This window comes from Halovulum sp. GXIMD14794 (genome assembly GCF_054457455.1).
On sequence record NZ_JBTLNF010000012.1, the window covers coordinates 98515 to 119904 of the forward strand.

18 protein-coding genes and 4 pseudogenes are annotated in these 21390 nt (G+C 64.2%); 13 read left to right on the forward strand and 9 right to left on the reverse strand.

Going from position 1 to position 21390, the window contains the following annotated elements; all coding sequences use genetic code 11:
* Nucleotides 1-2: 2 nt before the first annotated feature.
* From ACW9UR_RS24265 to ACW9UR_RS24285, 5 genes are all read right to left on the reverse strand, one after another.
* Nucleotides 3-1994 carry a beta-galactosidase gene (locus tag ACW9UR_RS24265; protein WP_458919661.1) on the reverse strand — a complete coding sequence of 664 codons (1992 nt, stop codon included), beginning with the start codon at nt 1992-1994 and terminating at the stop codon, nt 3-5.
* Between the two features lie 76 nt (nt 1995-2070).
* Nucleotides 2071-3144, reverse strand: coding sequence for an ABC transporter ATP-binding protein (locus ACW9UR_RS24270; protein WP_458919662.1), 1074 nt, complete (start codon nt 3142-3144; stop codon nt 2071-2073).
* A gap of 12 nt (nt 3145-3156) precedes the next feature.
* Nucleotides 3157-3993, reverse strand: coding sequence for a carbohydrate ABC transporter permease (locus ACW9UR_RS24275; RefSeq protein WP_458919663.1), 837 nt, complete (start codon nt 3991-3993; stop codon nt 3157-3159).
* Entirely contained in the window at nt 3990-4850 is an 861-nt protein-coding gene (locus ACW9UR_RS24280; RefSeq protein WP_458919664.1) for a carbohydrate ABC transporter permease, read from the reverse strand. Before ACW9UR_RS24280 ends, ACW9UR_RS24275 begins: the two co-directional genes overlap by 4 nt.
* 89 nt (nt 4851-4939) lie before the next feature.
* Nucleotides 4940-6211, reverse strand: a complete 1272-nt coding sequence (locus tag ACW9UR_RS24285; protein WP_458919665.1) for an ABC transporter substrate-binding protein — start codon at nt 6209-6211, stop codon at nt 4940-4942.
* Nucleotides 6212-6256: 45 nt separating this feature from the next.
* On the opposite strand from ACW9UR_RS24285, the gene ACW9UR_RS24290 reads away from it, so the two are divergent.
* Nucleotides 6257-7204, forward strand: coding sequence for a helix-turn-helix domain-containing protein (locus ACW9UR_RS24290; RefSeq protein WP_458919666.1), 948 nt, complete (start codon nt 6257-6259; stop codon nt 7202-7204).
* Between the two features lie 111 nt (nt 7205-7315).
* Here ACW9UR_RS24290 and ACW9UR_RS24295 read toward each other — a convergent pair.
* Nucleotides 7316-8084, reverse strand: a pseudogene (locus ACW9UR_RS24295) (IS256 family transposase); the annotation flags it as partial.
* A 188-nt stretch (nt 8085-8272) separates the two neighbouring features.
* Here ACW9UR_RS24295 and ACW9UR_RS24300 point away from each other — a divergent pair.
* The 7 genes from ACW9UR_RS24300 (at nt 8273) to ACW9UR_RS24330 (ending at nt 18215) form a co-directional block, all read left to right on the forward strand.
* Nucleotides 8273-10294 carry an ABC transporter substrate-binding protein gene (locus tag ACW9UR_RS24300; RefSeq protein ID WP_458919667.1) on the forward strand — a complete coding sequence of 674 codons (2022 nt, stop codon included), beginning with the start codon at nt 8273-8275 and terminating at the stop codon, nt 10292-10294.
* 57 nt (nt 10295-10351) lie between these two features.
* Entirely contained in the window at nt 10352-11374 is a 1023-nt protein-coding gene (locus tag ACW9UR_RS24305) for an ABC transporter permease (RefSeq protein WP_458919668.1), read from the forward strand.
* Between the two features lies 1 nt (nt 11375).
* Entirely contained in the window at nt 11376-12527 is a 1152-nt protein-coding gene (locus tag ACW9UR_RS24310; protein WP_458919669.1) for an ABC transporter permease, read from the forward strand.
* Nucleotides 12520-14142, forward strand: a complete 1623-nt coding sequence (locus tag ACW9UR_RS24315; protein WP_458919670.1) for an ABC transporter ATP-binding protein — start codon at nt 12520-12522, stop codon at nt 14140-14142. The genes ACW9UR_RS24310 and ACW9UR_RS24315 overlap by 8 nt, the downstream gene beginning before the upstream one ends.
* A gap of 109 nt (nt 14143-14251) precedes the next feature.
* On the forward strand, nt 14252-15619 hold the full coding sequence (gene melA / locus ACW9UR_RS24320; RefSeq protein WP_458919671.1) for an alpha-galactosidase: 1368 nt from the start codon (nt 14252-14254) through the stop codon (nt 15617-15619).
* 121 nt (nt 15620-15740) lie between these two features.
* The gene (locus tag ACW9UR_RS24325; RefSeq protein ID WP_458919672.1) at nt 15741-16652 is read left to right on the forward strand and encodes a helix-turn-helix domain-containing protein; all 912 of its coding nucleotides are present in this window, start codon (nt 15741-15743) and stop codon (nt 16650-16652) included.
* A 15-nt stretch (nt 16653-16667) separates the two neighbouring features.
* Nucleotides 16668-18215 (forward strand): sulfatase family protein, encoded by a 1548-nt coding sequence (locus ACW9UR_RS24330; protein WP_458919673.1) that lies wholly within the window; start codon nt 16668-16670, stop codon nt 18213-18215.
* A gap of 9 nt (nt 18216-18224) precedes the next feature.
* Here the strand turns inward: ACW9UR_RS24330 and ACW9UR_RS24335 are convergent.
* Nucleotides 18225-18703, reverse strand: a pseudogene (locus tag ACW9UR_RS24335) (IS5 family transposase); the annotation flags it as partial.
* Nucleotides 18704-18733: 30 nt separating this feature from the next.
* Between ACW9UR_RS24335 and ACW9UR_RS24340 the strand changes: the two are divergent.
* A pseudogene (locus ACW9UR_RS24340) lies at nt 18734-18847 on the forward strand (IS110-like element ISMmg1 family transposase); the annotation flags it as partial.
* Between the two features lie 11 nt (nt 18848-18858).
* Here ACW9UR_RS24340 and ACW9UR_RS24345 read toward each other — a convergent pair.
* A pseudogene (locus ACW9UR_RS24345) lies at nt 18859-18993 on the reverse strand (IS3 family transposase); the annotation flags it as partial.
* A 430-nt stretch (nt 18994-19423) separates the two neighbouring features.
* Between ACW9UR_RS24345 and ACW9UR_RS24350 the strand changes: the two are divergent.
* The 3 genes from ACW9UR_RS24350 (at nt 19424) to ACW9UR_RS24360 (ending at nt 20574) form a co-directional block, all read left to right on the forward strand.
* The gene (locus ACW9UR_RS24350; protein ID WP_458919674.1) at nt 19424-19795 is read left to right on the forward strand and encodes a hypothetical protein; all 372 of its coding nucleotides are present in this window, start codon (nt 19424-19426) and stop codon (nt 19793-19795) included.
* A 238-nt stretch (nt 19796-20033) separates the two neighbouring features.
* Nucleotides 20034-20279 (forward strand): type II toxin-antitoxin system ParD family antitoxin, encoded by a 246-nt coding sequence (locus ACW9UR_RS24355; protein ID WP_458919675.1) that lies wholly within the window; start codon nt 20034-20036, stop codon nt 20277-20279.
* Entirely contained in the window at nt 20266-20574 is a 309-nt protein-coding gene (locus ACW9UR_RS24360; RefSeq protein WP_458919676.1) for a type II toxin-antitoxin system RelE/ParE family toxin, read from the forward strand. Before ACW9UR_RS24355 ends, ACW9UR_RS24360 begins: the two co-directional genes overlap by 14 nt.
* 63 nt (nt 20575-20637) lie before the next feature.
* Here the strand turns inward: ACW9UR_RS24360 and ACW9UR_RS24365 are convergent, their stop codons facing one another.
* A complete protein-coding gene (locus ACW9UR_RS24365) occupies nt 20638-20901 on the reverse strand; it encodes an antitoxin Xre/MbcA/ParS toxin-binding domain-containing protein (protein WP_458919677.1) in 264 nt (87 codons plus the stop codon).
* 92 nt (nt 20902-20993) lie between these two features.
* On the opposite strand from ACW9UR_RS24365, the gene ACW9UR_RS24370 reads away from it, so the two are divergent.
* On the forward strand, nt 20994-21218 hold the full coding sequence (locus ACW9UR_RS24370) for an AbrB/MazE/SpoVT family DNA-binding domain-containing protein (protein ID WP_458919678.1): 225 nt from the start codon (nt 20994-20996) through the stop codon (nt 21216-21218).
* The last annotated feature ends 172 nt before the right edge of the window (nt 21219-21390 follow it).

Here is a 21390-nt window from a genome sequence, read left to right on the forward strand (position 1 = left end):
CTTCAAAGGCGGATGCAGGACACGCCGCAGGATGGCAGGTCCGGGCCACCCATCGCATAATCCGCGTCCGGGAACACGCCTGACAGGTCGGCGGCGTCCGGACCGTAGTTGAACACGAACCTGTAGCGCCCGTTGTCCCTGACGCGCACATCCTCGGGCAGGTCGAACCACGCGACCTGCGCCGCGTCGAGCGCGTCGCGTGCGATACGGTCCAGAGCCGCCTCGTCGCAGCGCCCGGCGAGATAAAGCGCCCTGCCCTGCCGCAACAGCGCCGGGGTGCCGTCTTCGGTCGTCTCGATCACCTCGACGCTTTCGCCCGGCTCGACGAACTCGCGCCAGCCCGCGAAATTGCCCCCCTTCGCCAGCGGGATCGGCGCGAAGGGGCGGCGCGTTTCGACCCGGCGTACGGTGATGTCGATCAGTTTGCGCAACGGACCCGGCGGCAGCCCCTCGCTGATCGTCAGGTTGTGCCCCTTGGCCCCGGACCACGGGCCCGCCAGCACCATGGCGCCGCAATCGGCAAGCGCCTGGGCGAAATCCTCTTCGATCAGGGCGACCATCGGCAGGACGACCAGCTTGCGCCCGGCGATGGCCGAGGCACTGGGCGGTATGATGTCCACGCTGATCCCGGCGCGCCGAAGCGCAGCATAAGTGCGCAGCGCCGTGTCGAAATGCGAGGCGTCGCGGCCATGCGGCTGGATCTCGGTCACCCACTGGCTGGTGTAGTCGAAAACCAGCGCGACCTCGGCCCGGGCCGGCGCGGGCGCGGGGTTCAGATCGGCCAGTTCCCCGGTGATCTGCTTGCACAGGTCATAGCCGTAGTTCGGACGGCCATCGGGCAGCAGCAGACCCTCGTGCATCTGCTCCTGCGCGAACGAAGGCTGCCGCCAGCGAAAGAAGCTGACGACCTCGGCCCCGGCGGCGAAGGCCTCCCAAACCCATAGCCGACCCGCGCCGGGTGCGGGAGCGGGATTGTAACTGCCCCAGTTCAGCGGTCCCGGCGGCTGCTGTTCCATCACCCACCAGCGCCCGGCATCGTCGCCGTTGCGGATCTGCCCACAGGTCCGGTAGAGGTCGTGGTGGAAGGCGTCGAAATCCGGGTGCCCGACCTGCATGTAGCGCTTGATCAGCGTCTCGTCGCCCAGTTCGCGGTCAAGGAAACCCGTGGGATATGCATCCCATGCCGCGATATCCAGGTCGGCGCTGACCTCGTAGTGATCGAACTCGAAAAACTTGCCCATGAAGTTGTGGCTGATCGGACGGCCGGGAGAATGCCGCCGGATCACCTCGGTCTGAAGCCGGTTGAACGCTGCCACCTGTTCCGAGGCATAGCGCCGGAAGTCGAGCTTGTGCGATGGGTTGGTCTCGGTCACGGCACCGACCGGCAGTTCGATCTCGTCGAAGCTGCGATAGGTCATCGACCAGAACACGTTGCCCCAGGCCCGGTTCAGTGCATCCGGGCTTTGGTATTTCTGCGCCAGCCAGTCCCGGAACCCGTTCAAGGCCGCCTGCGAGTAGCTGAGCGTTGTCTTGTGGCAGCCGTACTCATTGTCGGTCTGCCAGGCGGCCAGTGCAGGGTGTTCGCCATAGCGCTGCGCGAGCGCCTCGGTGATCCGCACGCTTTCCCGACGGTAGCCTTCGTGGCTGAAGCAATAATGACGGCGCGAGCCGAACCCCCGCACATGGCCCTGCGCATCGACTGCCAGCATGTCCGGCATCCGGTCCACCAGCCACTTCGGCGGCGTCGCCGTAGGCGTGCCCAGAACAACCTTCAGCCCGGCCCGGTGCAACACGTCGAAAGCACGGTCCAGCCAGTCCCAGTCGTAGCGCCCGGGTTCGGGCTCCATCAGGCTCCAGGCGAACTCGCCGATGCGGACGAATGTGATCCCGGCCTCGGCCATCATCGCGGCATCGGTGGGCCAGCGCTCTTCAGGCCAGTGTTCGGGGTAGTAGCAGACGCCGAGGGTCTGGGTGGGGGATCGGTCGAAACTCATGTGCGCTCCTGCGGGCAAAGGGGTTGCGTCCGCCGCCCCTTGGGGCGGCGCCGGGGGTCTGGGATGTGCGGCCGGGTCAGCCGATGCGGGTGCCGTCCTTGTCGAAGAGATGCGCGCGGTCGGGACGGATGCCGACGGTGATGCTATCGCCGGGGGCGTCGTTTCCGGCATCCTCGGGACGCGCTACGATCACCGGCGCCTCGCCGCGGGTCTCGGCGTAGGCGTAGCTGGTCGCGCCCAGCCGTTCGACGACATCGACACTCAGCGTCAGGTTGCCCGTGGGCAGCGGTCCGGGTGCGAAATGCTCGGGACGGATCCCCAGGGTGACACGCGCGCCATCGTCCAGCCGCGCGGCCTGCGGAAGCGAGAGCGTGCACTCGGGATGTCCGGTCAGCCGAATGCCGCCGCTTGTCACCAGCGCGTCGAAGAAGTTCATCGTCGGAGAGCCGATGAACCCTGCCACGAAGCGGTTCACGGGGCGCTGGTAAAGCTCGAGCGGTGCGCCGACCTGCTCGATCCTGCCGTCGCGCAGCACGACGATCCGGTCGGCGAGAGTCATCGCCTCGGTCTGGTCGTGGGTGACGTAGATCATCGTCGCGCCCAACTCGCCATGCAGGCGGGCGATTTCGACACGCATCTTGACGCGCAGTTCGGCGTCGAGGTTGGACAGCGGCTCGTCGAACAGGAACACGCCCGGTTTGCGCACGATGGCCCGGCCGATGGCGACGCGCTGCCGCTGCCCCCCGGAAAGCGCCTTGGGCAGCCGGTCCAGCAGTGCGCCCAGCTGCAGCACGTCGGCGGCGGCGCGGACGCGGGACCGGGTGTCCGCCTTGTCGTGGCCGGTCATGCGCATGCCGAAGGACATGTTCCCCTCGACACTCATATGCGGATAGAGCGCGTAGCTTTGAAAGACCATCGCCACGCCCCTATCCCCGGGCTGGGTGTCGTTCATGCGCTGCCCGTCGATCTGCAGCTCGCCGCCCGAGATGTCCTCGAGCCCTGCGATCATGCGCAGCAGCGTGGACTTGCCGCAGCCCGAGGGGCCGACGAAGACGGTAAACTCGCCGTCCGGTACCTCGAGGTCGGCGCCGTGGATCACGGGGTGGTTGCCATAGACCTTGCGCAGGTCGCGAAGCGTCACGGATGCCATGTCGCCCCCCTTCTACTTGACCGCGCCGGCGGTGATGCCGGCCATGAAATAGCGTTGCAGGAACACGAAGACCGCCAGCATGGGCGCGGTCAGCAGCACCGCCCCGACCATGATACCGCCCCAGCTGACCTCGGTGATGCCGATCAGCGAGCCGAGCGCGACCGGCGCGGTCATCATCCGCGGGTCGTTGGCGATCAGCAGCGGCCAGAGGTAGTTGTTCCACGAGTGCAGGAACAGGATGATCCCCAGTGCTGCCAGCGTCGGCTTGGCCATTGGCAGCGCGACGTGCAGGAAGATCTTCCACTCGCTGACACCCTCGACCCGCGCGGCGTCGAACAGGTCCGCCGGCATCATCGAGAAGGCCTGCCGCATGAACAGCACGCCGAGCGAGTTGAACAGCGGCGGCACGATCAGCGCGACCCATGTGTCGCTGAGGCCGAAATCGCGGGCCACCATGATGAACTGTGGGATAACCACGACGAAATAGGGCAGCGTCATTGTACCCAGGATGATCGCCACCACGGCCACCTTGCCGTGAAAGCGATAGCGCGCCAGTGCCCAGCCCGCCATCGAGGTCAGCGCCATCGACAGAACGGTGTAGATACTGGCGACGACGACCGAAACGAAGATGGTGCGGACGAAATCCAGGTCGCCCTGGAGCTTGCGGAAGTTCGACAGGAACTCACCGTGGGGGATCAGCTCGATCCTGGGGCTGAAGATCCCCTCGTCACCCATCGTGGCGAAGACGACCATCATCCAGATCGGGAACAGCCAGACGATGGCCAGCGGCACCAGCACCGCATGGATGGCGAGCGACTGGGTGCGCCGGTTTGCGCTTCGGGATCTCATGCGCGGTCCCTTCCAAGCCAGAGGTTGAGGGCGGCGATGGCGACGGCCAGCATCGCGATCGTGTAGGCGATGGCCGAGGCGTAGCCGAAGTTCAGGTTCAGGAAGCCCTGCCGGTAAAGGTAGAGACCAAGCGTCTCGGTTCCGCCGCCGGGGCCGCCCTGGTTGGTGATCAGGTAGGGTTCGACGAACATCTGCATCGAGCCGATGACCGAGAGCACCAGGCAGAACAGGATGATCGGGCGCAGCAACGGCAGGGTTATGTGCAGAAACTGCTGGCGCGGGCTGACCCGGTCGAGGGTCGCGGCCTCGTAGACATCCTCGGGGATGGATTGCAGGCCCGCCAGGATGATGATCGCGTTGTAGCCGACCCAGCGCCAGGTCACGGCGACGATGATGACGGCCATCGCCGCATCGGGATCGCCGAACCAGTTGAGCGCGGGCAGCCCCACGCCCTCGAATATCTTGTTCACGATGCCGAATTCGGCGTTGAACATCAGCCGGAAGACTGCGGCATAGGCGGCCTCGCCGATGACGACCGGGGCGAAGAAGGCAAAGCGCATCAGCCCCCGTGCCTTCAGCAGCGGCGAGTTCAGCAGCACTGCCAGAAGCGTCGCCAGCGTCAGCATGACCGGGACCTGGATCACCAGGATCGTCAGCGTGTTCTCGAGCGCGTTCCAGTATGCCGGATCCTGCACCACCCTGCCCCAGGTCATGCCGGGGTTCCAGCTCCACGGGGCGCGCCGGGTGGAGAGGAAGGACAGGAAAAACGAGTAGAGGATCGGCCAGCACCAGAACACGGCGAAGATCGCCAGGTAGGGTGCAAGGAAACCGTATGCCGCTGCCGTGCGGTATCGCATGTATCGGGCCTGATTTCGTTATGAGAACCGGGCGCCCCGCCGCAGCGGCGGCGCCCGTTTATGGACGGATCGAGCGGTTCAGCCCGCGATCATTCGGCGACGGGCAGGCCGGTGGCGAAGCTGATTTGCTTGGCAGCTTCGTCCAGCGCCTCCTGGGCGCTGTCGTACTCGCCGTTGATATAGGCGATCTGCGTGGCCTGGATCACCTGGTCGGCGTCGCCGAAGAAGGGCGTGCCGGTCGCCGGACGGATATGCTCCAGCCGGCCGAGGATCAGTTCCCACACCTTCTGGCCGCCGTAGAACGGGCGCGGTTCGGCGATGTAGGGATCCTCGAGTGCGCTCAGAAGCGAGGGAACCAGCCCGTACTCGCGCAGCATGGTGATCTGCCCCTCGTTGGTGCCGAGCGTGTAGGACAGGTATTGGAAGGCGGCGTCCTTCTGGTCGCTGTTCCCGGCAATCGCCAGCAGGGATCCACCCACGTTCGCAGCGCGGCTGCCGCCTTCCGCGACCGTCGGCATCAGAGTGACGCCCCATTTACCTTCATGATCCTCGGGAACGTTATCACGCAGCGTGCCATCGAACCAGGCGCCGTTCATCTGCGTGGCGACCACTCCGGCGGCCGAGTTCTGCACCCGCTCGCCGAAATCACCCGCCGTCACCAGCCCGTCGTTGACCATGCGCCCCAGTACCTCGAGCGCGGCGACGCAGCCCGGCTGGCTGACAGTGATGCTTTCGCCATCCTCCGAGAAATAGCCGCAGCCCTGCTCGTTCGAGATCATGCGGAACCATTCCGCGCCGCCGTTGAGGTTGTCGTTGGACATGGTGACGCCGGGATTGGCCTCCATGATCTTCACGCCCGCTGCGTGGAAGTCGTCCCAGGTGACGATGCCTTCCGGGTCCACGCCGGCGTTCTCGAAGAAATCGCGGCGGTAGAACAGGACGGCGGGCCCGGTGTCCCAGGGCATGCCGATGACGCGGTCGCCATCGCGCAGCGCGGCCATCTTGAAATCGGGGAAGTTCGCGGCGTGATCCTCGGTGAAGCCCAGCGGCACGAGGTCGGCTGCGCAATCGGGGAACTGGGCGCTGATCAGTTCCATCTCGATGTTCTGGAACTGGAACACGTCCGGCAACCCGGTCCCGCCAGCGGCACAGGCGGCCAGGACCCGGCTTTTCACCTGCGAGTAGCCGAGGTTCTCTACCGTCACCTTGATGTCGGGATGCTGCGCGTTGAACCCGGCGACCGTCGCATCGAGCGCCTTGGCGGCGACGCCCCAGCCCCAGACAGTGATCTCGGTCTGGGCGGCAGCGCCTTGCCCGGCAAGGCTCAGCGCGGCCACGGCGCAGGCGGTGAGTCGTTTCATGTCGTGGTTCCTCCGCAGGCATGTTATGATGTTGTGAACGTGAACATGCCCCATCGCAAAGGCCCCGTCTTGCCACAAGGGAACACGAACTCACCGGATCGTAAGATCGTCGAGAAAAGATTGTGGGACCCGGCGGAAAGCACCGTCGAGCGGCTTCCGAACGAGATCATCTTGGGCCGCGGTCGTCCGGCGATCATGGCCACGCAGCACTGGCACGCCCAGATCGAGGTGAACTACGCAAGGCGCGGCGACGTCCACTACCAGATGCACGGCTTCGACCTGACTGTACCCCAGGGCCATGTCGCGGTGTTCTGGGGCGGGTTGCCGCACCGGCTGGCCGATTGTGCCCCCGACGGCGAGATGGAGGCGATCCACCTGCCGCTGATGCAGTTCTTCCGGCTGCGGCTGCCCGAAACGCTGCGCGACACGCTCATGCATGGCGGCGCGCTGGTTACGGGCGAGGCGCAGGACGAGGATCGGCTGGCCTTTGCTCGCTGGTGCGACTACCTGCGCTCGGACCATCGCGAGAAGCGGGTGATCGCCAGCGAGGAATTGCTGCTGCGGATCGAGCGACTGGTGCTCGCGCCGCACCGTTTGCTGACCCCGCCCGGCGCCGGGGATACGCGAACCGAGGCCCCGGACCAGCAGAGCTTCGACCGGATCGGCTCGATGCTGGAATACATGGCCGACCATTTCCGGGACGAGATCGATGCGATCAGCATCGCCAGTTCGGCACAGATCCATCCCAAGTACGCGATGAGCGTCTTTCGGAAATCCACCGGCATGACGCTGAACCAGTATGTCCTGCTGCTGCGCCTGTCCTATGCACAGGCCTTGCTGTTGCGCGGAGAGGATGGTGTGCTGGACATCGCCATGCGCAGCGGTTTCGGCTCGCTGTCGAACTTCAACCGCATGTTCCGAAAGCACACGGGACAAAGCCCGTCAGACTTTCGACGCGATACGAGCGCACGTCTACAGCCCCTCAGAGCCTGACCCGGTAGTCCCTGTAGCGTGCTATGCGTGATGTCTTGAACCTGGTCGTTGCGATTTGATGCAGAAGTCGCTTCGCTTTGGCGGCACACTCGACATCGCGTGTACTGTGGGCAGGACCCGAGCGGTGGCAGCCTTGATGCCCTCATGCGCAACGCTGATCACAAGCTTCACGCCGCCGAGGCCACGGCAGACGAGGTCACTTAGGAACTCAGTCCAGAAGGGTAAGGCGGAACAAGCGGGCGTCCGGTGGACGGCCGCCCCGCCGAACGCCTCGGAGGCGCCGATCGCCATGCCCAGAACCTCGCGCCTGCCGTTGGTGTTGACGCCCACTGCCAGTGTGACCGCCACGGATACGATCGGCCCGCCCTGGCGCACCTTGAGGTAGGTTGCATCGATCCAGAGGTAGGGCCATTCGCCCTCGATAGGTCGCGTCAGGAAGGCGTCCACACGCTCGTCGATCTCCTCGCACAGGCGGCTGACCTGGCTCCTGGATACCCCTGTGCCACCCATGGCCTGCACCAGGTCGTCCATCGAGCGCGTCGAGACGCCATGGACATAGGCTTCCTGGATCACGGCGGTCAGGGCTTTCTCAACCGAGCGCCGCGGCTCGAGGAACGAGGAACGAGGGGAAATAGGAGCCGGTGCGCAGGCGCGGGATGCGCAGCTCGACGCTGCCGGCCCGGGTCTGCCAGTCCCGGCCGCGATAGCCGTTACGCTGCGCTAAGCGCTCGCTGCTCTTCTCGCAATAGTCAGCACCGGTCTTGGCGCCGACCTCCAGCTCCATCAGCCTCTCGGCAGCAAAGCCGATCATCTCGCGAAGCAGGTCGGCATCCGCGCTCTTCTCTACCAGCGTACGCAGGTCCATCATTGGTTTGGTCATCGGGGGCAGCCGGTTCGGCGACATGCGTCATTGACCGGTCGGCGCGAAACTCGATCGCCCTGCGGGTGTCGGACCGAGCGACGCCCACATGCGCCGGATGTTTCCGGAACTAATTCATGCGAGGCAGGAAGCGTGGCGTGTGGTAGAGACACACATTCCTTTCCAATAAAAATTCTTGGGAGGAACAGATGGATCACCGACTATTCTGGGCGACGAAGCTGCTGACCGGCTTCAGCCTGCTCGGCTTGCCAGCGGCACCCGCGGCGGCAGACCCGATGCCCGAAGAGAAGAGCCTAGCAAGCCTCGAGTACGAGCTGATCGGCATCGACGATCTTTACGAGTACAAGGCACTCGACAGCTACTCCCAAGCGCCGTTCCTGGATCAGCAGGTCGCAGAGGGGAAACTTCCGCCGCTGGAGGACCGTCTTCCGAAAGAACCGCTCGTCTTCAAGACCGGTGCGATGTCGGACGGGATCGGGGAGTTTGGCGGCGTGTTCCGGCACGTGATCGGCGGCCGCCCCGAGGGCTGGAACTGGCTGGCAGGGCAGAATGCGGGATGGGGCGGAATCGACATGACCGTCCAGGAATGCCTTGTACGGCAAGGGCCCCGCTGGCAGATCAAGGCTGAAGAACAGACTGGTCCTCTGCCAAACCTCGCAAAGTCGTGGGAGTGGAACGAGAACAGGACCGAGCTGACCATGCACCTGATCGAGGGCGCGAAATGGTCTGACGGTGACCCCTTCGATACCGAGGACATCCGCTTCTGGTGGGAGGACAACGTCGAGGATCCCAACGTAACCGCGCGCATGAAGCCGGGCACCCTGGGCGAGGGCACGGTCCTGACCGTGATCGACGACTACACCTTCAAGTTCAGTTTCCGGAAAATCCAGGGCACTGCGACGCTCGAGGCGCTGGCCTACATCCAGGGTTGCCCGGGACCGAGCCACTGGCTGAAGGATCACCACCCCCGCTACAACCCGGACAAGACCTACAACGACTACCGCGAGGCAATGCCCGCCGACAGCCTGCCCGTCCCGGTCATGGGGGCGTTCGTGCCTGTGGTGCACAAGCCTGACGAACTGGTCGTGATGCGCCGCAACCCCTATTACTGGAAGGTGGACGAGGCCGGGAACCAGCTGCCCTATCACAACGAAACGCATTACAAGCTGACCACCTGGGACGACCGCACCACGCAGGCCGTGGCCGGCACCGGGGATTTCTCGAACATGGAGAACCCGGCCAACTACGTCGAGGCGCTGAAACAGTCGCGCAGCGAGGATGCGCCGGTCGACGCGAAGTTCGGCCCCCGCACGATGGGCTGGCGGATCGAACTGAACTATGCCGCCAAGGAAGCGGACGATCCCTATGACCAGCAGCTTCGCACGGTGTTCCGCGAACTCGATTTCCGCAAGGCGATCAGCCACGCGCTGAACCGCGACGCCATCGGCCAGGCGGTCGCCCGTGGCCCGTTCGCCTATCCCTACGTGGCAGGGTTCCTGACCGGTTCTCCCTACTACAGCAAGGAACATTCCGAGTTTCAGTCCTACGACCAGGACAAGGCCAACGCCCTTCTGGACGGGCTTGGCCTGACCGACAGCGACGGGAACGGCATTCGCAACCTGCCCGACGGCGGCGAGGATCTGACCATCGACATGGTCTACCGCACCACCCGCCCCGAGGACCGCAAGCAGGTCGACGCCGTCGCCTCGCAACTGGCCGAGGTCGGCATTCGCGTGCTGCCCAAGCCCAGCGACGAGTCCGCGGTCGAGGCGATGCTGAACGGCGGGACGTTCAACGCGATACTCAAGCGCGAGAACTTCACCAACCCGACCGACAAGACCTGCCGCCACCTGCCGATCAGTGACAAGTGCCCGCTGCATCACCAGGCCGGCGACCAGCCGCGCGACACGATGGACTTCGAGGTCGAACTGGGCGCGCTCTATGCCGACTTCCTGGCGACCAGCGCGCCGGCCGAAAAGATCCAGATCGTCCAGCGGATGCAGGAACTGCTGACGCAGAACGTCTATACGATCGGCACGATCCAGACGCCTGCCGCCCTGCTGGTGAACAAGCGGATCCGCAACGCCCACCCGGGCACGCCGGTCTTCCTGTTCCAGTGGGCCGAGGACGGGGTGATCCGCGAACGCCTGTGGACGGCGAAGGCCGACCAGCTTGACGAGATCCTGCCCGGCACCATCGCCGAGTACTGATCCCGCATCCGCCGGGCGGCCCCGCGCCGCCCGGCCCCTCCGTTCCGAAGGCACAACATGGCATTCCTGAAATTCCTGGCCGAACGGCTGCTGTCGGCGATCCCCCTGCTGATCGGCATCTCGATCGTGGCCTTTTCGATCATCAACCTGGTGCCCGGCGATTTCGTCGATGCCTGGGCCGGCAAGACGATGGCGATGACCGGCCTGTCCGAAGAGGAAATCGCCCCGCAGGTCGCGGAAATGCGTGAACGGTACGGCCTGAACCAGCCGCTGCCGGTCCAGTACGTGACCTGGATGAAGAACATCCTGTTGCACGGCGATTTCGGCATGTCCTTCGCCCACAACCGCCCCGTGACCGAGGTGATCGGCCTGCGCCTGCCGCGCACGATCCTGCTGGCACTGATCGCCATCATCATCGGCCAGTCGATCGGCATCCTGCTTGGCATCTATGCCGCTGCTAACCAGTACCGGCTGGGCGACACGCTGGCGACGGTGTTCGCCTTCATGGGCGTGGTGATCCCGAAATTCGTCGTATCGCTGGTGCTGCTCTACCTGCTCGCCTTCGTATGGCACTCGCCCTACATCGGCGCGCTTCAGTCGCCGGAATACATCCTTCAGGACCATTTCTCGTTCGGCAAGCTGTGGGATTTCTTCCTGCACGTCTGGCCGATCATCCTGATCTCGGTCTGGGCCGGGCAGGCCTACACGCTGCGCGTGATGCGCGGGAACATGCTGGACGTGATGAACATGCAGTACATCGAGACCGCCCGCGCCAAGGGGCTGTCCCGGCGCAGCGTGCTGTTCCGCCACGCCGCCCCCAATGCGCTGCACGCGATCATCTCGGATACCGGGTCGCGCTTCAGCTACATGGTCCAGGGCGAGATCGAGATCGCGATCGTGCTGGGCGTGCCGACCCTGGGTCCGCTGATCCTCAGCTCGGTCGCGGACCGCGACATGTACGTGCTGGCGGCCATCGTCCTGATGGTCGCGACGCTGCTGGTGATCGGCAACCTGCTTGGCGACATGCTGCTTGCGCTGGTCGATCCGCGCGTGCGCCGCGAAATGTTCGGAAAGGCCTGAGATGCACGATGACGGCTCCACCCTCGTGGCCGCGGACAGCGGTCTGACCGCCGATCCCGCGCTGAACGCCGAATATCGCGGCACGTCGCTGTCCTACTGGCAGCTTGTGCGGCGACGCTTCCGCCGGAACGCCTATGGCATGGCCGGGATGGTCGTGTCGCTGGCAATCCTGCTGACGGCGGTCTTTGCGGGCTTTCTGGCCCCCTATGCGCCGCAGACCAAGGACGCGGCGGCGATCTATTCGCCCCCCCAGAAGGTTCGGTTCTTCGGCGAGAACGGCCTGACCCGCCCACATGTCCTGGGCTTCGAAGAAGTGATGGACGACGAAACCTTCGAGATCACCTTCCAGCCCAGCGTCGGCCGGCGGGTCGACCTGGCGCTTTTCGTGCAGGGCGATAGCTGGCAATTCCTGGGGCTGAGCTTCGATCGGCATCTGGTCGGCGGGGCCGATGGCCAACCAGTCCACTTCCTGGGCACCGACAACCTGGGCCGGGACGTTCTGTCGAACATGGTCCACGGCACGCGGCTGACCCTGCTGATGGCGTTCTCGGTGATGGGCGTGGCCTGCGTGATCGGGACGCTGATGGGCGTGACCTCGGGCTACCTAGGCGGCGCGGTCGACAACCTGATCCAGCGCTTCATCGAGTTCGTCCAGTCCTTCCCGGAATTGCCGCTCTACCTGGCGCTGGCGGCGGTCCTGCCGCGTCGGGCCGAGCCGATGCAGGTCTTCTTCATGTTCGCCATGATCCTGATCCTGTTCCGCTGGGCCAGCCTGGCCCGCGAACTGCGGGGCAAGGTGATGTCGATGCGGTCGCTGGAATACGTCCGGGCGGCAGTGGCCGTAGGGGCCTCGGACCAGCGGGTGATCCTGCGCCATATCGTACCGAACACGACCTCGCACATCATCGTCTGGGCGACCTACCAGCTGCCGCACGTGATCCTGGTGGAAAGCTTCCTGTCCTTCCTGGGTCTTGGCGTGCAGCCGCCACTGGTCAGTTGGGGCAGCATGCTGAACCAGGTGCGCGATTTCCAGTCGTTCAGCGCCGCGCCCTGGCTGATGGCGCCCGTGGGCATGATCGTCCTGTCCGTTCTGGCCTTCAACGCGTTCGGCGATGGCCTGCGCGATGCAATGGACCCGTATTCCAATGACTGATCCGAAAGACGATACCGTTCTCAGCGTCCGTGACGTGGTGGTGGATTTCCGCACCGCCGCGGGCACCGTCAACGCCGTGCGCGGCGTCAGCTACGATGTCCGGCGCGGCGAAACCCTGGCCGTCGTCGGCGAAAGCGGCTCGGGCAAGTCGGTGACGGCCCGCGCCATCATGGGGATGCTGGCCCGCAACGCCCGCGTCGGGTCGGACACCAGCATCACCTTCCGCGGCCAGCGCATCGACACCCTGCCCGAGCCGCAGTTGCAGGAACTGCGCGGCGACCGGATCTCGATGATCTTTCAGGAACCGCTGACCAGCCTGAACCCGGTCTACCGCGTCGGCGACCAGGTGGCCGAGATGATCCGCTTTCACCGCCCCATGTCGCGCACGAAGGCCCGCGCCGAGGTGGTGCGCCTGTTCGAGGAAGTCCGCCTGCCGGACCCCGCCGCGCGCTATGACCAGTACCCGCACGAGATGTCGGGCGGTCAGCGCCAGCGGGTGATGATCGCGATGGCGCTGGCCAACAATCCCGACCTGCTGATCGCGGACGAACCGACCACGGCGCTGGACGTCACCGTCCAATCCGAGATCCTGACCCTGCTCAAGGACCTGCAACGGCGGCACCACATGGCGGTCATCCTGATCACCCACGACCTGACGGTGGTGCGCCAGACCTCGGACCGGATGGTGGTCATGCGCTATGGCGAGGTGGTCGAAAGCGGCCCGACCGACACGGTCTTCAGCGCACCGCAACACCCCTACACCAGGCACCTGTTGGCCTCGGAACCCAGCGGGCGTCCCGATCCCCTGCCCCCGGCCCCGCCGCCGGTGCTGTCAGCCGAAAGCCTGCGCGTCGCGTTCACCCTGAAATCCGGCGGCCTGTTCGGGCGGCACAAGCGGCAGCTGGTGGCGGTCGATGACATCTCGGCCACGATCCACGCGGGCGAGACACTGGGTATCGTGGGCGAAAGCGGCTCGGGGAAAAGCACGCTGGGAATGGCGATGATCCGGCTGAGCAACCTGTCCACCGGCGCCATCCGTTTCCACGACCAGCGCATCGACGGACTGGACCGGCGCGCGCTGAAGCCCCTGCGCCCGCGCATCCAGGTCGTGTTCCAGGACCCGTTCTCGTCGCTCAACCCGCGCATGATCATCAGCCAGATCATCGAGGAAGGGCTGATCGTCAACGGCATGGGCAACGCGGCCGAACGGCGCGCCCGCGTGCGCCAGGCGCTGACCGACGTGAACATGCCGCACGACTGCATGGACCGCTTTCCGCATGAATTCTCGGGCGGGCAACGCCAACGCCTGGCCATCGCCCGCGCCATCGCGCTGGAGCCGGAGTTCATCCTGCTGGACGAGCCGACCTCGGCGCTGGACCTATCTATCCAGGCGCAGATCATCGAATTGCTGCGCGACCTGCGGCGCAAGCGCGGGCTCAGCTACATGTTCATCAGCCACGACCTGAAGGTCGTCCGCGCGCTCTGTCACAACGTGATCGTCATGCAGAACGGCAAGGTGGTCGAGTTTGGCCCGACCGACCGCGTCATGGACGCCCCGCAGACCGACTATACCCGCCGCCTGATCGACGCCGCATTAAACGTGGTCGCGGCATGACCATCCTTCCGGTTTCCGGAAACGCTGCGCCGCGGGGCGGAAGCAGCGCAGGCGCCCCGCGCCCTAGGCTGGCGACGGTGCCCCAATCCATTTCACACGAGGATCGAACATGACCAAATCACCAAAGATCGCATTCGTCGGGGCGGGCTCTACCGTCTTCATGAAGAACATCGTCGGCGACGTCCTGCAACGCGAAGCACTGGCCGGCGCGCACATCGCCCTGATGGATATCGACAAGACCCGGCTGGGCGAATCCGAACTCGTAGTCGACAAGCTGATCCGGATGCTGGGCACCGGGGCGACCTACAGCACGCACACCGACCTGCGCCCGGCACTGGACGGCGCGGATTTCGTCATCACCACGTTCCAGATCGGCGGCTATGACCGGACGATCGACGATTTCGAAGTGCCCAAGGAATTCGGCCTGCGCCAAACCATCGCCGACACCATGGGCGTCGGCGGCATCATGCGCGGGCTGCGCACCGTCCCGCACCTGTGGAACATCTGCCAGACAATGACCGAAGTCTGCCCCGACGCGCAGCTTCTACAGTACGTCAACCCGATGGCGATCAACACCTGGGCGATCGCCCGGCGGTTCCCCAAGATCCGGCAGGTCGGCTTGTGCCACTCGGTCCAGGGCACGGCCAAGCTGTTGGCCAAGGACCTGGGCCTGGACATCGCTGACATCCGCTATCGCTGCGCAGGCATCAACCACATCGCCTTCTACCTGAACTTCGAGCATCGGCAGCCCGACGGCAGCTACCGCGACCTCTATCCCGACCTTCAGGCAGGCTATGCCGAAGGCCGCCTGCCGGTCACCCGCGAGATGGAGCGCTGCGAGAACCGGGTCCGCTACGAGATGCTCAAGCGCACTGGCTATTACGTCACCGAAAGCTCCGAGCACTTCGCCGAGTACACGCCATGGTTCATCAAGCGCGACCGCCCCGACCTGCTGGAAACGTTCCGGATTCCGCTGGACGAGTACCCGCAGCGGCTGCGCGACAACAAGGCCCGCTGGGCGGCCCAGCTCGAGGAACTGCGCAACTCCGAGACGATGGACCTGGGCAAAAGCAACGAGTACGCCTCGTCGATCATCAACTCGATCTGGACCGACACGCCCTCGGTCATCTACGGCAACGTCCGCAATGACGGGCTGATCACCAACCTGCCCGAGGGCTGCGCGGTGGAGGTGCCCTGCCTGGTCGACAGCAACGGCATCCAGCCGACCGTGATCGGCGACCTTCCCCCGCAGCTTGCCGCGATCATGCGCTCGAACGTCAATGTTCAGGAACTGGTGGTCGAGGCGCTGATGACCGGGAACCGCGAGCATGTCTATCACGCCGCAATGATGGACCCGCACACTGCGGCCGAACTGGACCTCGATCAGATCTGGCGGCTGATGGACCGCATGATCGAGACCAACGCCCAATGGCTGCCCGACTGGCTGGGTGCCGAAGCGCGCAAGGCAGTCGCCTGAACCCGTGCGGGGGTTTCCGGAAATATCCGATAGTGTTCCGGAAACCTCCGCAACCATTGCGCGACAGGCCAAACCCGATCTACGCTGGCGGGGTATAAAAAAAGTCATTGGGGGGAAGATCATGGAGCATGGCGAGCGTCATGCCGCTGAAGGATTTCTGGAGTTCGCCGCGCCGCGTCTGGTGCCCGATCCGTCAGCCGTCATCATGGAACGGCACCGGCCCTACCCGTCCCCGCACCCCTATCACCACCATGCGTCGATCGAGATCAACTTCCTCCATGACTGCGCGATGGAATACTCGTTCTCGGGCCAGACCGTGCGGCTGGAACCGGGCCACCCGACGATGTTCTGGGGGGCAGCACCGCACAAGGTGATACGGGTCGAGGGCGACGGCCGGATCGTCAACTTCTACGTCTCGCTGGCACAGTTCTTCCGCTGGTCCCTGCCGCTGGACTTCATCGATGCGCTGTTGTCCGGCGCGGTCGTGACCAATGCGCGGGCGGCCCGGATCGACCAGTTGCTGTTCGACCGCTGGGCGGATGACTGCGCCTCGGACGACCCCAAGCTGCGCGCGCTGATGGTCGAGGAACTGGCCAACCGTGTGCGCCGCATGGCACTGGAGGACTGGAGCCTGCTGCGCGACGGCGCCTCGGGGCCGAACGCGCTGGCGGGCAAGGGGCGCTCGATGCTGCATGTCGAAACGATGCTGCGCTTCATCTCGGACAATTTCACCGCGCCAATCACCGTGACGGACGTGGCCGAACACGCGGACCTGTCGCCGCGATATGCGATGACCCTGTTCAAGCGCGTAATGGGCGTTCCGATCAAGGAACACCTGAACCAGGTCCGCGTCACACATGCCTGCGCCCTGCTGGCCGGAACCGACCGCAAGATCCTGACGGTGGCGATGGACAGCGGCTATCGCTCGCTCTCGTGCTTCTATGAGGCGTTCGGCGCGCACCACCCGGTAACACCAGCCGAATACCGGCGGCGCGTGCGCCAACCCCGCGCCGCCCTTGCAATAGCCCACTAGGCTGGAACAGGTACCATGACCGCACAGCACCCCGACCGTCCCAATATCCTGCTGATCACCACGGACCAGCAGCATTACTCCACGCTCGGTGTCATCAACGACCGCATCCACACGCCGAACCTCGACCGGCTGTGCGCCGCGGGCACACGGTTCGACCGGGCCTATTGCCCGAACCCGGTCTGCACGCCGTCGCGCGCATCGATCATCACCGGGCTGATGCCCTCGCACCATGGGGCGTGGACCATCGGCGTGCGGCTGGACCCGGAAACGCCCACCGTCGGCGGCCTGCTGTCACAGGCGGGCTACGCGACCTCGCTGATCGGCAAGGCTCATTTCGAGCCGCTTGGCGGCCCCATCTCGCTGGAAAAGCAGCCCGAGCTGCGCGACATTGCCTTCTGGCGGGACTTCACCGGCCCCTATTACGGCTTCGACCATGTCGAGCTGGTGCGCTGTCATACCGACGAATCCCATGTCGGGCAGCACTATGCCGCCTGGCTGGAAGACCAGGGCCTGAGCGACTGGCGTGACTATTTTCAGCCGCTGCCGAACCACGTCTCCTCCAAGGCTCCGCGCCTGTCCGATGCCGGGCCGGGATTCACCCGCGCGGACCGTGCCTGGGCCCTGCCCGAGGACCTGCACTACACGCGCTGGATCACCGACCGCTCGCTGGCCGCCATCGACCGCGCCGGGGCCGAGGACAAGCCGTTTCTCCTGTGGACCAGTTTTCCCGACCCGCACCCGCCTTATACCGTGCCCGAGCCATGGGCCTCGATGTACGATCCCGCCGACATGCAGCCCGGCACGGTTTCGCCGGGCGAGCATGACCTCAACCCGCCGCATTTCGGGATGACACAGACCGAGAACCCGGATTTCGGCGACTGGCATGTTCCGCACACGGCGCATGGCTGCCAGAGCCACCTCTACCCCGAGGAGGAGTTGCGCAAGGACATGGCCGTGTATTGCGGAATGATCAGCTTCATGGACCAGCAGATCGGGAGACTGCTGGATCACCTCGATGCCCATGGACTGACCGAGAACACGCTGATCGTGTTCACTACCGACCACGGCCATTTTCTGGGCCAGCACGGCCTAATCGCCAAGGGGCCGTTCCATTACGAGGATATGCTGCGCGTGCCCTTCATCGCCAGTTGGCCCGGCCAAGTTCCGGCCGGGGCATGCTCTGACGCGATCCAGAGCCTTGTCGACCTAACCCCGACCTTCCTACAGGCCAGCGGGGCGGCACCCCACGACATCTACCAGGGAAGACCGCAACTCGCGACCTGGCGCGGAGGCGCTGCAGTGCGTGACTTCGCGATCTGCGAGAACCGCCACAACCCCGAGATGCCTCACGCGGTGACCTACGTGGAACAGGATGCGAAGATCACCATTTATCGAAGTGCCGAGTATGGGGAACTGTTCAATCTAGAGGACGATGCATACGAGACAAAGAACCTTTGGAACGATCCCGCAGCGTGTGAACTCAAGCGCCGGATGCTTTTGAGAATGGCTCAAGGTTTCCTTCGACAGGAACCAACTAGGTGCAGCCGCGTGGCAGGAGCCTAAGGCGCGGGCTCATAGATCGGCAAGCCCGATGCGGATCAACACGAGCTTGAGGGCGGCAAGGATGTTGTCGGACCTGCGGTCGTATAGGGTGGTGAGGCCTCGGAACCGCTTGATCCGGTTGAAGAAACGCTCGACGAGGTTGCGCTGGCGATAGACCCACCTGCTGAACCGAAAGCTCTGCTGCCGGATCGAGCGGGGCGGTATGTTCGCCCAGATCCCGGCAGCTTCAGCATGATTGCGGATCGCGTTCGTGTCATAGGCGCGATCCGCTATAAGGGTGCGCCGGAGCCGATATCTGCCATCAGCGGCACCGCTTCGGGCGCGTCGCCGGCCTGGCCCGGAGTGAGCGAGAGCTGCACCGGCCGACCTGCCGCATCGACGAGGGCGTGGATCTTGGTCGTCAGCCCGCCCTGGGAGCGGCCCATGCAGCCATTGTCCACATCCCCTTTTATGGATGGCCCGCCCTCCCGTCGACGCTGGTGTAAGCGGTTAATGTTCAAAGTATGGAGGAGCGAACCATGAGTATTGTGGTCCTCGGGATTGATCTCGGCAAGAATAGTTGCACCTTGATCGGGCTTGATGAGAGTGGCAAGGTCGTATTGAGGCGTCGGATACACCGCGACAGCGAGGTGCCCTAAATTTCCTAGACGCCTGCCTTGTTCAGTTTCCGCTGTCTGATCTCGAAATTAACGGGCGACAGCAAGCCGTTGTTCGTGTGCTTGCGCTTCGGGTTGTAGAACAGGTCGATGTACTCGAACACGTCCTGCCTGGCGGCTTGGCCGGTGTCGCGTTGCCCTTAAAGATGAGACACAGCGCTTTCGAAGCCTTCTTTTGCACCTAAGTACGAGATTCTACCGTCCCCTGACGGCGTTTTCTCTGCTTCTCCGCATTTCTCGGTGTGAACGTTGTCTCACGTTAAAAAGCAAAATTTTCAGATTTAAAGGCAAGATCTCATACTTAAGGGCAAAGCCTGACCGTTGATTTCATTGAGTTTCGAATCTCGCAGTTAATGGCTACGCGACAATGGGAGTCGATCCCCATGTCATCGTGCCTGGCCTGCGAACACCGCCCGATGACATCTACCTGCTGGTCGAAGAAGAGCTTCTCGAGTACCGGCTCGCGACCGAGATGATCCCCTGAAGGGGGCTTGCGGCTTCCGCCGACGACCGCACCTTCCCGGCACCTCCTCCGAGTTCGACACATTCCACGTGCCGGCCTCGAGCCTTCATTTCGGCGCGATGGAAACGGCGGCGCACGCTGCGACACTGCAGCTCGGCCGGATCCCGATCGAGGCATTCGCGGCACGGACCCCCGACCCGTCCGGCTGGCGCGGCCGGCTGATCAAGGTCCGGCTCCACGCGCGGAACTCCAAGCGCATCGACGATCCCCGCGACGCGGAGAGCTGGGCGCGCGAGATCGGGGCAGCGAAGGCGGAAGGCCACGACGCCATCTGCTACGCGAACCAGTACGAGGGACGGAAGCCGTCCCTTTCCTGGGCTGTCTGGGATCTCACTAAGATCGAGGTGATCGATCCAGACATGACCAAGCCGCGCGAAGGTGCGGAACTGGAGTTGGACTAGGCGCTTCCGGTGCGGATGTGCATGGCCCTGTCGGGCGAATTCCGACAGCAGCACGAAACTGTGCTATCGTGATCCGATTGGACGCAAAGGAGTTCTCGAGAATGCTAATTGCCTCCGCAGCTCTCGGCCCCAAGTTCCGGGTGCATGCGATGTGCATCGAAACGGATTGACCGCTTCGAGGAGTGTAGCTTGCGGAATGGCAAAGTTTGCCATATGCTTGGACATCAAGGAGACGAACATGGGTACAATGAACATTTCGTTGCCGGATCCCATGAAATCTTGGGTCGAGGAGCAATCCAGGTCGGGCCGGTACGCAAATTCAAGCGACTATGTGCGCGATCTGATCCGCCGTGACCGCTTACGGTCCGAGGCGATCGCCGAAATCCAGGGTGCTATCGACGCTGGCCTCGCTAGTGGTCCCGATACTGCGCTGGATCGTGATGAATTCAAGGCCCGAATGCTCGACCAGTATGCCGGAAAATGACGGCTGGTCTATTCGGCCCGCCGCCGAAGTCGACCTTTCGCGGATCTGGCGCTTTGGTGCCGATACGTGGGGCGTTGATCAGGCAAACCGGTACGCGGATGGTCTCTTTGCACTCTTCGACCTGCTCGCCAGTTTCCCCGAAATGGCGCGGGAGCGCGACGAGTTCACGCCTCCGGTACGGATTCACCCGATCGGCGCGCATTTGGTAATCTATCGCCAGCATGGACAACGCGTCGAAATCATTCGCATCCTGCATGCCCATCAGAACCTGACGGCCTATCTCCTGAATGACTGACTGCAGGGTTACCGTCGGGGAATAAAAGAACAAGTGGCCAGACGACGTGCCGGACCGGCGCAGCTACCATGCGCCACGCTCGGCATCGAGGTAGCTGTGCAGATCGATCAGATCGGTCATCTCCCCGCGCATCATCACGTCGAGCCCACTCATTCCATCGAAACTCGAATTGGGTTTCCTGATCCAGGCGTAGCCTCGAGCAGGATCCGAAAAGAGACAACGCAGTCCTTTGTGGACCCCGATCAGGATGGCCATCCTGGCTCGCAGGTCGCGGCCGATACGTCCGATGTCGCCGGCCTTCCAGCGCGCCCAGGTGCCCTGCGTCATGCCGCGCAGCAGTGTGCGGGCCGGCGAAGCATGGTGTAGCTTGAAAGAAAGCGACAGGTGTATTCACTTGCGTATATGCAATGAGGCTAACCATGATCAAAACCAGGATCCGGAAGGTCGGCAACTCAGCGGTCATGACCCTCACAACCGAGATGCTGACGATGCTTGATGCCAAGGAGGGCGATACGCTCTTCGTCCTGCGCGGCGACGATGGCAGCCTCAAGATCACTCCGCATGACCCATCAGTTGCCGCTGCGCTCGAAGCCGCGGAGATCGTGATGGACGAGAACCGGGATCTTCTTCAGGCCCTGGCTTGACCCCGATCACCTTCTTGCGGCTGGACGGCCAACTGGTCCGACGGGATGTGCGAGTTGACCGGCCTGGACCGCAGGCTTTTGCCCGACCTGCACACGCCACTGGACATTCTAGACTCGCTACCGTGAGACGCAGCCTACTTACGTCCATTTAAATGGATACAAACTTGACCGA

Excerpts from the sequence above, each read along its gene's own strand:
- ACW9UR_RS24265 (WP_458919661.1), bottom strand. The coding sequence starts at position 1,994 with ATGAGTTTCGACCGATCCCCCACCCAGACCCTCGGCGTCTGCTACTAC.
- ACW9UR_RS24270 (WP_458919662.1), bottom strand. The coding sequence starts at position 3,144 with ATGGCATCCGTGACGCTTCGCGACCTGCGCAAGGTCTATGGCAACCAC.
- ACW9UR_RS24275 (WP_458919663.1), bottom strand. The coding sequence starts at position 3,993 with ATGAGATCCCGAAGCGCAAACCGGCGCACCCAGTCGCTCGCCATCCAT.
- ACW9UR_RS24280 (WP_458919664.1), bottom strand. The coding sequence starts at position 4,850 with ATGCGATACCGCACGGCAGCGGCATACGGTTTCCTTGCACCCTACCTG.
- ACW9UR_RS24285 (WP_458919665.1), bottom strand. The coding sequence starts at position 6,211 with ATGAAACGACTCACCGCCTGCGCCGTGGCCGCGCTGAGCCTTGCCGGG.
- ACW9UR_RS24290 (WP_458919666.1), top strand. The coding sequence starts at position 6,257 with ATGCCCCATCGCAAAGGCCCCGTCTTGCCACAAGGGAACACGAACTCA.
- ACW9UR_RS24300 (WP_458919667.1), top strand. The coding sequence starts at position 8,273 with ATGGATCACCGACTATTCTGGGCGACGAAGCTGCTGACCGGCTTCAGC.
- ACW9UR_RS24305 (WP_458919668.1), top strand. The coding sequence starts at position 10,352 with ATGGCATTCCTGAAATTCCTGGCCGAACGGCTGCTGTCGGCGATCCCC.
- ACW9UR_RS24310 (WP_458919669.1), top strand. The coding sequence starts at position 11,376 with ATGCACGATGACGGCTCCACCCTCGTGGCCGCGGACAGCGGTCTGACC.
- ACW9UR_RS24315 (WP_458919670.1), top strand. The coding sequence starts at position 12,520 with ATGACTGATCCGAAAGACGATACCGTTCTCAGCGTCCGTGACGTGGTG.
- melA (WP_458919671.1), top strand. The coding sequence starts at position 14,252 with ATGACCAAATCACCAAAGATCGCATTCGTCGGGGCGGGCTCTACCGTC.
- ACW9UR_RS24325 (WP_458919672.1), top strand. The coding sequence starts at position 15,741 with ATGGAGCATGGCGAGCGTCATGCCGCTGAAGGATTTCTGGAGTTCGCC.
- ACW9UR_RS24330 (WP_458919673.1), top strand. The coding sequence starts at position 16,668 with ATGACCGCACAGCACCCCGACCGTCCCAATATCCTGCTGATCACCACG.
- ACW9UR_RS24355 (WP_458919675.1), top strand. The coding sequence starts at position 20,034 with ATGGGTACAATGAACATTTCGTTGCCGGATCCCATGAAATCTTGGGTC.
- ACW9UR_RS24360 (WP_458919676.1), top strand. The coding sequence starts at position 20,266 with ATGCCGGAAAATGACGGCTGGTCTATTCGGCCCGCCGCCGAAGTCGAC.
- ACW9UR_RS24365 (WP_458919677.1), bottom strand. The coding sequence starts at position 20,901 with ATGACGCAGGGCACCTGGGCGCGCTGGAAGGCCGGCGACATCGGACGT.
- ACW9UR_RS24370 (WP_458919678.1), top strand. The coding sequence starts at position 20,994 with ATGATCAAAACCAGGATCCGGAAGGTCGGCAACTCAGCGGTCATGACC.